The 12,927-nt window shown below is 61.8% G+C and carries 10 protein-coding genes and 1 tRNA gene; 7 read left to right on the forward strand and 4 right to left on the reverse strand.

What is annotated here, in order from left to right:
• Positions 1–25: 25 nt before the first annotated feature.
• On the reverse strand, positions 26–1,018 hold the full coding sequence (locus F8O09_RS10215; RefSeq protein WP_158055211.1) for an iron-siderophore ABC transporter substrate-binding protein: 993 nt from the start codon (positions 1,016–1,018) through the stop codon (positions 26–28).
• Positions 1,019–1,677: 659 nt separating this feature from the next.
• Here F8O09_RS10215 and F8O09_RS10680 point away from each other — a divergent pair.
• Positions 1,678–2,007, forward strand: coding sequence for a helix-turn-helix transcriptional regulator (locus F8O09_RS10680; protein ID WP_192497656.1), 330 nt, complete (start codon positions 1,678–1,680; stop codon positions 2,005–2,007).
• A 120-nt stretch (positions 2,008–2,127) separates the two neighbouring features.
• Here F8O09_RS10680 and F8O09_RS10225 read toward each other — a convergent pair whose 3' ends face one another.
• Positions 2,128–5,442 carry an immunoglobulin-like domain-containing protein gene (locus F8O09_RS10225; protein ID WP_192497657.1) on the reverse strand — a complete coding sequence of 1,105 codons (3,315 nt, stop codon included), beginning with the start codon at positions 5,440–5,442 and terminating at the stop codon, positions 2,128–2,130.
• Positions 5,443–6,041: 599 nt separating this feature from the next.
• Between F8O09_RS10225 and F8O09_RS10450 the strand changes: the two genes are divergently transcribed.
• Complete coding sequence (locus F8O09_RS10450) at positions 6,042–6,473, forward strand: helix-turn-helix domain-containing protein (RefSeq protein WP_225733005.1); 432 nt, start codon at positions 6,042–6,044, stop codon at positions 6,471–6,473.
• Between the two features lie 46 nt (positions 6,474–6,519).
• Here F8O09_RS10450 and F8O09_RS10235 read toward each other — a convergent pair whose 3' ends face one another.
• Positions 6,520–7,314 (reverse strand): NADPH-dependent oxidoreductase, encoded by a 795-nt coding sequence (locus F8O09_RS10235; protein ID WP_158032107.1) that lies wholly within the window; start codon positions 7,312–7,314, stop codon positions 6,520–6,522.
• Between the two features lie 212 nt (positions 7,315–7,526).
• On the opposite strand from F8O09_RS10235, the gene F8O09_RS10240 reads away from it, so the two are divergent.
• The 3 genes from F8O09_RS10240 to F8O09_RS10250 all read left to right on the forward strand — a co-directional run bounded on the left by F8O09_RS10240 (position 7,527) and on the right by F8O09_RS10250 (position 10,962).
• The gene (locus F8O09_RS10240) at positions 7,527–8,219 is read left to right on the forward strand and encodes a hypothetical protein (RefSeq protein ID WP_158055215.1); all 693 of its coding nucleotides are present in this window, start codon (positions 7,527–7,529) and stop codon (positions 8,217–8,219) included.
• 95 nt (positions 8,220–8,314) lie between these two features.
• On the forward strand, positions 8,315–9,328 hold the full coding sequence (gene glsA / locus F8O09_RS10245) for a glutaminase A (protein WP_158055216.1): 1,014 nt from the start codon (positions 8,315–8,317) through the stop codon (positions 9,326–9,328).
• Positions 9,328–10,962 carry an MFS transporter gene (locus tag F8O09_RS10250; RefSeq protein WP_158055217.1) on the forward strand — a complete coding sequence of 545 codons (1,635 nt, stop codon included), beginning with the start codon at positions 9,328–9,330 and terminating at the stop codon, positions 10,960–10,962. The genes glsA and F8O09_RS10250 overlap by 1 nt, the downstream gene beginning before the upstream one ends.
• 153 nt (positions 10,963–11,115) lie before the next feature.
• Here F8O09_RS10250 and F8O09_RS10255 read toward each other — a convergent pair.
• A tRNA-Leu gene (locus F8O09_RS10255) sits at positions 11,116–11,189 on the reverse strand.
• A 108-nt stretch (positions 11,190–11,297) separates the two neighbouring features.
• Between F8O09_RS10255 and F8O09_RS10260 the strand changes: the two genes are divergently transcribed.
• On the forward strand, positions 11,298–11,900 hold the full coding sequence (locus F8O09_RS10260; RefSeq protein ID WP_158055218.1) for a LemA family protein: 603 nt from the start codon (positions 11,298–11,300) through the stop codon (positions 11,898–11,900).
• A gap of 8 nt (positions 11,901–11,908) precedes the next feature.
• Positions 11,909–12,805, forward strand: coding sequence for a M48 family metalloprotease (locus F8O09_RS10265; protein ID WP_158055219.1), 897 nt, complete (start codon positions 11,909–11,911; stop codon positions 12,803–12,805).
• Positions 12,806–12,927: the final 122 nt, after the last annotated feature.

Genomic DNA, 12,927 nt, shown 5'->3' on the forward strand with positions numbered 1-12,927 from the left:
CTCGTATCTTTGACTCTCTTCTGCATCACTGAGCTCCGTCGAGTTTCTGCTGCACATCAGTGATCAGCGAGTCCATCAGGATCGGACCGCCGGTCGATGTCCACCGGGACCCGTCGACCAGAAAGACATGCTGCTGTTTGTAGACGTTGAGATCGGTGAACCCGGGCACGGCTACGGCCTGACGCAGCGCATCCTTCGCGCCCTGCTCGTCGGTCGCACCGCCGGCATCCGCGTTGCCGACGGATGAGCCGCCAAGCGTGCCGAAGAACATGTAGTCAGCGTCGATCTCGCTCAGGTTCTCGAGCGAGACCGGCTCGGAGTGACCGGCACCAGCTCGGTCCTGGTTCTCGGGACGCTTGAGGCCGAGGTCTTCGAGAGCCTGCCCGGGCAGGAGCTCTTTCAAGATCAGCGATGCCGTGTTGCCCTGCCAGCGAACGATGGAGAACGTCTTGTCCTGGTAGGTGCCGAGACCTGATTTGACCTGCTGGACATGGTCGTCGTAGTTCTGAACGACCTTCTTACCGTCATCGGCTTTGTTCAGCGCATCGGCCACGATGCCGAAGTTGTCTCGCCAAGAGCCACCGGCCTCGCCTGCGACCACCACGGGGGCGATCGCCTTGAGCTGCTGAATCTGTGCATCGTCGTTGATGCTCGTGCCATCGGTGAGAATCAGATCGGGCTTGAGTTTGCCGATCTCTTCGAAGTTGGGGTTCGCGACATCGCTGACGATCGGAATGCTCGCAGCGCGGTCTCCGAGGTATCCCGGCGCTGTCTTCTGCCCGCGGCCTGAGGTCGTTCCCGCTGGTGTCACATCTAAGGCGAGCGCACCGTCAAGTGTCGGCTCGCTCAGGGTGACGACCTTCTTCGGGGAGGCCGGAATCGTCACCTCCGCGCCGGTTGAGTCTGTGATGGTGCGGTTTCCTTGTGCATCAGCGGTGCTGTCGGAGCTGCCACCTGAGACGACACCGCAGCCCGCGAGCCCCAAAGAGACAGCAAGCGCGGCGAAGAGACCGATCATTCGAGCTGCGCCTCTGCGGCGTCGGGCAGTTGCAGAACCTTCACGGCGTGATGACACGAGACTGTGACCTCCAATTCTTCAGCCTGTCAGGCACTCACCTGACGGCTACCACCGCCCTATAGGCAGAGACACATGCCGGTCTAGTCAAACCGTTCTGAAAGATGCTCCCAAGGCCAGGGCCCCGTAGATTCTGATCCGACAGAATGACTATGCTAAAGAGACATTTTTTGAATCATCCGACCTCAGTGTGTACTTCCTTACACATCGGCCTGGTGATGACGCCGACAGTTCGGGAGCCTGATTAGGTGCAAGCCCATGCGCACTCGTTGTTCTGGCCGCCTACGGGCGAGCTGGAGGTCGTCGTCAATGCCGAGCGATGGCCTGCCGGACCAACACAGGCCGTCTGGGTTCCGGCGTCAACGAGTTTTCGCGTCGAACCAGCGCGGCACAGCCCTCTCTTTCGAGTCGCGGTGCCGACCGTAGCGCACGGCGCTCAGTCCCTGCCAGAGCTGCCGAGAGTCGTTCCTGTGGACGTGGATCTGCGGACCAGCATTCTCACGTACATTTCTGGCCGGCTTCGAGGCGCTCAGCTTGACGTGCAGCCTGTAGTTGATGCACTACGGAGGGTCGGACGACCGCAGGTATCAGTCACGCAGCCAGTGAACGCGACCGCACGCGAGCTGGCGATCGCCATCGAAAGGCAGCCGGCATCCCCGCCCTCATTGACTCAGTGGGCCGCAGATAGCGGCACCAGCACCCGCACGCTGCTCCGCCGATTCCGAGCCGAATCCGGCTGCACTGTCGCACAGTACACTCTGCGGGTGCGGATGCGCCTGGCCTTGAAACTCCTCGACCAGAACGTCTCACTCACAGACGTGGCGCTGCAATGCGGGTACAGGTCGACGACCAGTTTTCTCGCAGCATTCCGCAGAACGTTCGGGGCCCCTCCGGCAGCATACGGATACGCCTTCAACGAGCAGCCCGAATAACGGACGCCTCCCAAACAGAAAGTGTGGGGCCGAAGATGAGAACACCTTCGACCCCACACTTGAGTGCCGAGAGTCACACGCTCTCAGGGCAGTTCAACCCTATGCGCGAGACCCAAATGGCTAGGCGCGACGACGACGCACGGCCAGGAGAGCACCGGCGCCAACGATCAACAGCGCCACACCTCCGAGCACACCCGCAACGCCTGCACCCGTGTGCGCAAGCGTGCCCGAGTTCTGCGTGCCGGTCGCATCCTTGCCATCCTGGCCGGGCTTGACCGGGGCCTGCTCGCCAGAATCATTCTGGTCAGGAGTCGCGCCCTGATTCTCATCCGTCTCAGGCACAGTGATGCCAGCCCAACCGAGGAAGTCTCCGTCAGCCTTCTGCACGGCAAGCTTGTGATCGCCGACGCCGAGTTTCGCGACGTCGATCGCGATCTGACCGTCGGTCAGCTTCGCCCAGCCGAGACCCTGAGGCGTCGAGTAGCCGTAGACGTAGAGCGACTCGCCTTCCTGGACGTTGGGAGCCTCCACCTTCAGCGTTGCCACCGTGCCATTAAGGGATACCAGCGACACACCGCCACGGTTCTGATCTGTCAGATCGTCCGAGTGTGCATACGTGGCAGTAGGCGGAATGACCTCGACAGTGACGGTGACCGACTTCTTCGTTTCGTTGCCGGCAGCATCTTTCACCGAATAGGTCAGCGTGTACTCGCCCACCTTCGAGGTATCCACCGTACCCTCAACAACGACCTTGTCAGTCAGATCGCCATCGACGTTGTCCTTAGCCGAAACACCAGCCTTCGGATCAAACGCATCGCCCACGTTCACCGTCTGATCGGCGGGAACAGTCAGCTCCGGAGCCGTCTTGTCAGCAACAGTGACAGTGACCGACTTGGTCGTCTCGTTGCCGGCAGCATCCTTCACCGAATAGGTCAGCGTATACTCGCCCACCTTCGAGGTATCCACCGTACCCTCAACAACGACCTTGTCAGTCAGATCGCCATCGACAGCATCCTTGGCCGAAACACCAGCCTTCGAATCAAACGCATCGCCCACGTTCACCGTCTGATCGGCGGGAACAGTCAGCTCCGGAGCCGTGACGTCAGGGCCTCCGGTGAGCGACTCGGGATACCCCTGGAACGGAATGATCGTCGGTACGGAGGTCGCGGGCTGGAAGCCCTGAGGAGTGACGTCACCCGGAACAGGCGGGGTGCCTTCGCTCACCACCGAAACAGGCCCAAAGGCACCTGCACCTTGCGGGTCAAGAAGGTTCCCGGTTTGGTCCACCGACAGACTCCCCGAAAGCAGCTGCACGTCAAAACGGTCTCCGGGTTTGAGGTCGGACGAGACGTCCGAGTTCGCCGTTGTCGGCACAGGAATGCTCACAGAGAAGTTCCCCGAGCCGTCTGCCTGAGCGATCGCATTGACCTGACGAGCTTTCCAATCATCTGGAGCTGCGTTCTCACCAGTGTTCTCCACAGGATACTTCGAAGTGAGGAAGGTACCCGCTGGAGTCTTGACCTTGAAGGCAACACGGGCACCACCGGTGCCTGCCTTGTTCAGCCAGTTGCTGCCGGTCACCACGATATTGCCGTCTGCGGTCACCTGGTCAGTCCACGTGATCTGGCGAAGCTTCCCCTGCTCATTATTGCCATAGGGCTTCGACTGATGGGTTTCTCCCGGTGCCACAGCTGCCGCCGTGGTCTGGAACGGCGCCTGCACAGATGTCACCGGCTCGTTGTCGAGCAGAAAGAGCGTGTGCTCGCCGGCAGTCGTAGGAACGCCTGCCGAAGTCTTCGCCGGAACCGTGATCTTCTCATTCGTGAAGCTGCCGTTTGCGTCCGTTACGATTCGCGCGCGGGTTGCATTGGGCGCGTCCTCGCCGTCATCCGCGGCGATCTGCCCGTATGCATCACGATCGATCTTCACCGCAAGGTGCTGGTTCGGCTCGAATCCACTGCCCGAGACCACAAGTGGCTGTTCGGTATCGCCCGGGATGACCTGCTTGGTGTTCTGTGCATAGACGCGAGCAGTGGTCTTGCCCGGAGTGATCTTCGTGATGTCATCGGCGTTGACTGGCGTGGGATCCGCCGTTGAGCCTTTGACCTCGGTGTTGGCACTGATCGACTTGCCAGTGAGAATATCGAGCGCGTACGGAATGGTCGCGTTCTGGTTTCGTCCGGCCTTGTCAACGACGAAGGCGCTGCCGTCGGCCACGACGAGGTGGTTTGCTGATTTGTCAGCGATCTTCACCGTGTTGATGACACCGTGGCTCAGACCGTCGACGACCGAGACCGTGCCGTCTTTGAAGTCTGCCGCATAGATCAGGTGCTTTTCCTGATCGACAGCCACAGCCAGAGCACTGTTGCCGGTATTCACCTCGTACTTAAGCGCACCGGTGTTGATGTCGTACGCCTGCAGCGCGAGTGCGCCACCGCCTTGGTTCGCGGTGTAGACCTCACCCAGTTTCGCGTCGATGGCGACGTTCGACGAGCTGAACGTCTTGCCGTCGGTCTTCGTCTGAAGATCAATTCTCTTCGAGATCTCCTGCTTCTCGAGATCGATCTCGTAGATCTTGTTCAGTGACATGTCGCTCGTGTAGAGCTTGCCGTTCGCCTCATCGAGAGCGAATCCCATGGTCACGGTGCCTTCACCGGTCTCGATGCTCTTGACCTGCTCATGCGTCTTGGCGTCGTACACCTGGACACCATGGCTGTTGTCTCCGCCGCGTGCAGCTGCAGAGACGTAGACGAAGCCCCGCTTCTCATCGACGATGACTTCACGCGGGTGAGAGAGTTCCTGCTCCACCTTGGTCGTGCCGGCCTTGTAGGTCGTCGACTTCGTTGCACCAGTATTGTCAGTCGTCGTCACGACCTCATCCTGATCGCGCACGGTGGAGTTCTCGTCGTAGCTGCTCCAGACCTTGCCCAGCGTGTTGAGGTCGAAGGATGACACCTGGTTGTCTCGAGTATTGGTGACCCAGACCTGCCCGTTCGCGTCGTCAACGTCGATGCCGTATGCGCCCAGACGCTTGACGCCTGCGTGCGAGACGACGCCGTCTTTGGTCTCGTCACGAGCAATGGTCGGCAGCTCTGCGAGAGCCTCGACCTTGAGGGTCTTGGGATCGAGCTTGGCAATCGTGCTGGTCACGATCGGCGGTCGTCCGACCGAGCCCGTGACATAGAGCGCATCCTGCGACGACGAGTAGGCAATCTGATACTGCCCGGGGATGCTCTGCGTCTTCTCTGACGTGATCGCGATGTCACGTGTGACCGGGGTGATCTGCGATGCCTCATCTGCAGCCGACGCCTGCAGTGGAGCGATTAGCGCGCCGCTTGCGGCAAGCGCGAGGCCGAGGGTACCCGCACCGGCTCGACGCAGGAATGATCTGCCTCGTCGATTCGATACAGAGCCCACATGATTGACAGCTGTCATCTGTACGCCACTTCCTTCTTTCGTATTGGCAGTCGACAATCCTCTGTCGTTAGAGAGGCAGACCTTGCTATATTGATGCGCGTGCATGCAGGCGAGGCTTACCTCAGAACTCAGGACGGACCTGCACCAGCTTGGCAAAGGAGGCCATCTCTGTGAACTCGATAAGAAGAAATTCTGCATCTCGAGCACAGGTGCATGGCATCCGACAGCCAGATCAAGCCAATCGGACACTCGAGCTGGCGCATCGAATCGGCACAGTCATACTCGCTCTCGAAGGGCAGCATCGAGTCGCCCTTGCCTCTGTCGAACATGTGGTCACCCCACGTGTCGTTCTCTGGGTGCCCGCAGACGTCGCTGCTGCCGACCAGCTCGACGGGCAGCTCACGCACTCTTTGACGATGCTGCCAGTGACCGCCCACGCATCCACTGCTGAGTCCCTCTTCGATCTCGCGCCTTCATCGCTCACAGCTCTGCTCGTCGATGACGAGGTTCAGCATCAGATTCTGCAGCGTATCTCTCATCAGCTGCTGCACGGGTGCGATTCAGTCGAGCATCGCGGCCTGTGTCTGCGCGCGTGCGGAGCCAGCACGCAGGCACTCATGTCCGCGATAAGCAGCTGCGAGGTCATCACGGCACAGGTTCCCTGCGCGAGGTCAGAAGACGCCGAGTGGATCGCACAGCAGCTTCGCGAGTGCCCCGCCGACAGTCGTACCGCCGCACAATTCGCCGCAGCCCTCGGGGTGAGCAGCAAGACCGTTCAGCGCAGCTTTCAGCGGGAGACTGGAATGACCTTCAGCGCCTATCGTCAGCGGGCGCGCGCGCTGTACGCCCTCGAACGTCTGACGGCCGGCACTGATCTCGCCGTGCTCGGGGCCGCCGCGGGCTATACCTCGGCCTCAGCGTTCGCCCAGGCATTTCGACAGCAGATCGGGATGTTGCCATCGGCACTGCTGAGGCAGAGTTGCGAGCTGATCGAATTGCCCCGGCAGCCGGCCGCCGAACGGAACTCGGACATCCGCCGCTCAGCCTGACCGCCTTCGTCAGTCGCTCTTCAAAGCGCTGGCCGCACGTCGGCTACTAGCGCAGCGCAAGCCGCTGCTCGTGGAGCACTTCCAGCAGAGGAGCCTTCTCGGCCGCCCCGCTGCCTGGCTTTGTGGCGATCTGGTGTGAGAACGAATCGATGCGACGGCTGGTGTCGCGAAGGTCATAGTAGGTCTGCACGATCTCGTCGTAGGCTGCGAGCGCGTCATCGTGGTCGGTGAGATCTGGGTATGCGTCAACGCCGACCGTGATCTCTTTGGGCAGGCGCGGCTTGAGCTGCGGCTCCTGGTCAGGGTGGCCGATCAGCAGTCCGACCAGAGGAAACGTGCGAGTCGGCAGCTGCAACGCGTCAATGACTTTACGGGGGTCTCCCCCGATGCTGCCCAAGTAGACGGTGCCGAGTCCAAGTGATTCAGCGGCCACGACCACGTTCTGCGCCGCGATCAGGATGTCTTCGACGCCTTGCAGAAACAGGGCGGTGGTCTCGAGCGGATCGAGGCTTCGTCCCTGCCGCTCGCGAATCTGTGCGTTGCGGTACAGATCGACGACGAAGACGAGCAGCTCGCCCCGGTCGCCGCCGACGTAGGGCTGACCCGACGACTCGAAGATGCGCTGACGCACCTCTGGGTCTTTCACTCGGATGATCGTTCGCTGCTGGTAGAAGCTGCTGGTCGCCGCCTGTGACGCGACGTCGAGCAGCGTCTGCATGGTCGACTCGTCGACCGGCTCTGCCGTGTACGCGCGGATGCTGCGGTGTGCGAGCTGCGCGGCGATCGTCGCGTTGGGTGCTGAGTTCACTTCGTCTGCCGATGTCGACTTCTGTGCAGGCATTGTGCTCTCCGTTCATCACGTCGTCTGAGCGCCCGGGACGGCGCGGCGCTGGTCGCGCGACGGCGACGAACCGTCACGCAGCAGATTCTACGACCTGTGCGACACGTCGTTCCGTAACGATTCGATCACTGTCGTCGGCATGTCGCGCGCAATGTCAGAGGCTTCTCATAGACTCTTCTCAGACGGGGAGGCGAGTTATGGAGAACAACGATGTGACTACGGTCGCTTTCATCCTGCTCATCGTGGCCGGTTCGCTGCTCGTCATCGTCGTCGGGCTGCTGCTCATGTACGTGGTCATTCGTGAAGCCGTGCGGTCTGGCACACGCACCGCCCTGCGCGAATACGAGCACGAGAAGGCTCAGCGTCGCGCCAGGCTCGAACGCGAGAAGCGCGCGAAAGCCGCAGCGCAGACATCTCGTTCTGCAGGTGCACGTGCACCTGCCTCCGCCGGTGCCGCAGCCGTCACTCCTGCCCCGACTGAGGCAAAGAAGAGCGTCTGGCAGAAACCCAGGCGAAAGACCGCGGCTAAGGCAGCCGCCAGTTCAGTCCCTCACGCATCGCCGGCTCAAGCTGCGACGAACTCGCCGTCCCACGTGCAGCCGACCACCGCATCCGCATCGTCATCGGCAGCTGCGACCCAGGTCACCGGACAGACCCGTGCTGCGCGCCGCACAGCAGAGGCGGAGTCTCCGCGGTCGCATTCCTGGACCTCATGGTGGTCGCGCAGCACTCGCAACACGGCCTCACCCGACACATCCGGCACGCCAGCCATCATGCAGGGCACGACAGAGGCCGATGCCCATGGGGCTGCCGCGACCGACGAGGCTCAGTCCACGGGCGCACCCGGTGCGCGAGCCCAGGGGATTCTGGCACAAGAGACCGCTCCGATGCGTCAGGCCAGCTGACCGGCGCCTGAAGAGATCTCCCCCGCGCACTTCTCCTCAGTCGTCGATTCTCACGAGCGCATTTCTCTGTTTTACGGATACGAAGAGGCGTAGTCATGATCACTTCAGAATCTCAGACGGTCGATCAACAGGTGTCGACCGGGCATCTTCCCGGGGAGGCCGAGGTCGCTTCGCTGACGACCACCGCCTATGAGCGCTATCGCCAATTGGACGACGGACGGGTGGCCGACTACATTCCCGCGCTGGCCAAGGCGGATCCGGCGCTGTTCGGCCTGTCAGTCAGCGAGGTGAACGGCGCTACACACGATGCTGGCGACAGCGACTACTCGTTCTCCATCCAGTCGGTCTCCAAGGCATTCGTGTACGCACTGGTGTGCGAAGCCTATGGCCATGCAGTCGTCAAAGAGAGAGTCGGCGTCGACAACACCGGTCTGCCTTTCAACTCCGTGATGGCACTCGAACTCAACGGCGGCCACCCGATGAACCCCATGGTCAATGCTGGGGCGATCGCGACGACCGCGATGATGCCCGGAGCCACGCCCGCAGAGCAATGGGAGCTGATTCGCACCGGCCTTTCGACTTTCGCAGGTCGCCAGCTGACCATGGACGGTGAGGTCTATGCCTCAGAGATGAAGACCAACTCTCGCAACAAAGGCATCGCCCGACTGCTCGAAAGCTATGGACGCCTCGACCACGACCCTTTGGACATGGTCGACATCTATACCCGGCAGTGCGCGATGCTCGTCACCTCGCACGATCTCTCAGTGATGGGGGCGACGCTCGCCGACGGAGGCATGAACCCGGTGACGGGTGAGCAGGTCGTATCGGCCGAGGTCTGCAGAGACACGCTCTCGGTGCTCGCCGCGAGCGGAATGTACGAACGGTCAGGCGAATGGCTGTTCGAGATCGGGATTCCTGCGAAATCAGGTGTGGCAGGGGGCATCGTCGCGATCGCTCCCGGCAAGGGCTCCATCGGCGCGTTCTCCCCGCGCCTGAACTCCGCAGGAAACAGTGTGCGCGGCCAGCGTGCGATTGCATATCTCTCTCGGGCACTGGGCCTGAATCTCTTCGCCTCCGACAGCAAACGACAGACAGGAAAGGTCGCCTGATGACCGCCACCGCAGAGACGCTTCAATCAGAGACGAAGCGATCATGGGTTCCTCTGATCGGTCTCTTCCTCGCTCAGATTCTCATGTCATTCAACGTTGCAGCGCTGCCGATCTCAATTGGCGGCATGGTCGCTGACTTCGGGGTTCCGCCCACCACCGCGAGCACCACCATCGTGGTGTACGGCTTGGTTGTCGCGGCGTTGGTCATGACCGGCGCAAAGCTCGGGCAGCGCGTCGGATGGGTGCTCATTTTTCGCTGCGTCATCGTCGTGTTCGCCGGATCGTCGCTGATGATGATTCTGGCGCCTTCAGTCGGCTGGGCGATCGCTGGTCAGTGTCTCGCAGGTGCCGCGGCGGCGATCATCGTGCCTTCACTGGTCGCGCTGATCGCAGAGAACTACAGCGGCGACCAGCAGGCGACCGCGATCGGCTCTCTCGGGTCGGCTCGTGCGCTGTCAGGCATCAGCGCCTTCCTGATCGGAGGAACGCTCGGCACGCTGGTCGGCTGGCGACCGGTCTTCATGATCGTGCTCGCTCTCGCGATCGCCGTGTTCCTCTTCAGCTTCAAGCTGCGCTCGGACAAGGGGGATGCGGGTATCAGAATCGACCTCGTCGCCTCGGCCCTCATCGGTCTGTCGATCATGCTGCTGACCCTCGGCTTCAACAATCTCAACGGGTGGGGCGCATTCTTCGCCACACCAGGTGCGCCTTTCGACGTCCTGGGAATCTCCCCGGCGCCGATGCTCATCGTCTTCGGCATCATCTTCGGCCAGGCATTCTTCGCATGGACACGGCGACGGATGCGTCAGGGCAAGGTTCCCCTCGTCGACCTCTCGGTGCTCGGCTCCCCATCTGAGCGAGCAGCCGTGTATGCGATGTTCGTCGTTGTCGCGCTTGAGGCGGCCCTGAACTTCACCGTTCCCATGTACATCCAGATTGTGCAGGGGCGCACCCCGTTCGAGACCTCGCTTGCCATGATGCCGTTCAACCTGACAGTGTTCATCACTGCGACACTGGTTGTGCGCTTCTACAAGCGCTTCAGTCCTCGGACCATCGGCATGGCAGCGTTCGTACTCACGACCTGCGCGCTGGTGTGGCTCTCTTTCGTGGTCACGAACAATTGGGAGACACTGCCGACCATCCTCGGACTCATCGTCTTCGGCATCGGCCAGGGTGCCCTCGTGACTCTCATGTTCAACGTTCTCGTCACCGCTGCACCGGCCGAACTCGCTGGAGACGTCGGGTCGATTCGCGGAAGCACGCAGAACCTTGCCTCGGCGGTGGGCACCGCCGTCGTCGGCGCACTGCTGGTCGCTCTCTTGAGCGTCGGCGTCGGCCGCGCCGTGGCGGAGCACCCCGAACTCCCTGACGATCTCGTGACACAGGTCGATCTCGACAGCGTCAACTTCGTGTCGAACGATCGGCTCGAAGAGGTCCTGTCGCAGACCGACGCGACCGGAGCTCAGGTCGAGGCAGCGGTTCAGCTCAACGAGGAGCAGCGTCTGCGCGCTCTCAAACTGGGCCTGCTCATCCTCGCTGGTCTCAGTGCGATCGCCATCCTCCCCGCCTCACGCCTGCCCCGCTACCGACCGCATGAGATTCCTGCTCCCGATGCCGCATCGACAGGCAGCTGATCAGCCTGCCCGAGAACGATGAGGACGATGAGGGTCGCTTTCTGAGCGAATCATTCCCGTCGGAGTCTCTGCTCTGACGAGCGGTGCCGTGGTGCTGTGACCAGGCTTGCGCTGCCAAGGCTTCGCCCGGAGAGTTCGAGGGCGGCAGATCTGTACCCCCAGTCGGGTTCGAACCGACACTGGGCCGATTTTAAGTCGGCTGCCTCTGCCAATTGGGCTATGGGGGCCCGGTACGAGCGAGATCTGCAGCGACATTCCGCTGCGAGCGCATCGCCTGCTCTGACATCTTAGTGGCTGCGAAAGACGGTCTCTGTAGAGTTAAGCTAGCGGGCACCATGTCCGCTGATGACTTGAACAAGGAGATCATTGTGGGCGCTGGATGGATCACCCTCATTGTCGTGATCGCGATCGTCGTGATCATCGGCATCTGGCTATGGGCCACGTACAACGCTCTGGTTCGTCTGCGCGTGCGCGTCGACGAAGCCTGGAGCGACATCACCGTGCAGCTGAAACGGCGAGCCGACCTGCTGCCGAACCTGATCGAGACCGTCAAGGGGTACGCGGCACACGAGAAGGGCGTGTTCGAAGCCGTCACGCAGGCGCGTTCCGAGACGGTCAACGCAGCCACACCCGCAGAGGCTACCGTGGCCGAGGGGCATCTGCAGGAGGCACTGAAGAGTCTGTTCGCCGTGGCCGAGGCGTATCCCGACCTCAAGGCGAACCAGAACTTTCTGCATCTGCAGCAGGAGCTCGTCGACACCGAAGACAAGATTCAAGCGTCACGCCGCTTCTACAACGGAGGCGTGCGCGAGCTGAACACCAAGATTCAGACCTTCCCGACCAACATCATCGCGGGCGCCTTCGGCTTCACCAGCCGCGAGTTCTTCGAGGTCGACAACCCCAGCGCGATCGCCGAGCCGCCGCGCGTCCAGTTCTGACCTGATCCATGTATCGAGCCATCCGCCGCAATAAGGTCAACACGGTGTTCATCATCCTGATGTTCATCGTGTTGATCGCGGTGCTCGGATACGCCGCGAGCCTGCTCTTCGGCAATTGGACGATCACCATCTGGGCTCTCGTCGGAGCAAGCATCTATGCAGTGATTCAGTACTTCATGGCGGGCCGTGCTGCTGTCGCCATGAGCGGGGCGCGTGAGATCACCAAGGCAGAGAACCCTCGACTGTGGCGCATCGTCGAGAACCTCGCCATCACCACGGGCACCCCGATGCCCAAGGTCTACATCATGGACGACCCCGCGCCCAACGCGTTCGCGACCGGCCGCGACCCTGAGCATGCCATCGTGTGTGCGACCAGCGGCATCCTCGAGCTGATGACCGATCGGGAGCTCACCGGGGTCATGGCCCACGAGATGGGACACGTGCGCAACTACGACATCAGGTTGAACATGATCGTGTTCGGGCTGGTCGCGGCGATCGGCATGGTCGCTGACATCTTGATGCGCATGTCTTTCTGGAGCGGGATGACCGGCGGCAACCGCAATAACAACAACGGCGGTGGCAACCCGATCATGCTGGTGGTCGGCATCGCTGCAGCCGTGCTGGCTCCCCTAGCGGCGACGATGGTGCAGCTGGCCGTGTCGCGACAGCGCGAGTATCTGGCCGATGCGACCGGGGCGCTCACCACGCGTGACCCCGAGGCCCTGGCGAGTGCGCTCGACAAGCTGCAACGGTACTCACAGCCACTGGTGCGGCAGAACTCGGCGATGGCTCACATGTACATCGCAGACCCGTTGAAAAGCGGATTCGTCGACAGACTGTTCGCGACGCACCCGCCGATTCCCGACCGCATACGCCGCCTGCTGAACAGTGCCGACAAGTTCTGAAGGCTGACGTCGGGCAGAGCCGAAGCTCTCATCGGTGACGCGCGCGTCCGATCGACACTTTGTGTGGGAACCGACGCGCAGAACCACGAATACTGCTCACCCGTTCAAAACCTGTGTGGACG

It is taken from the genome of Pseudoclavibacter sp. CFCC 11306 (genome assembly GCF_008831235.1).
Taxonomy (GTDB): domain Bacteria; phylum Actinomycetota; class Actinomycetes; order Actinomycetales; family Microbacteriaceae; genus Pseudoclavibacter_A.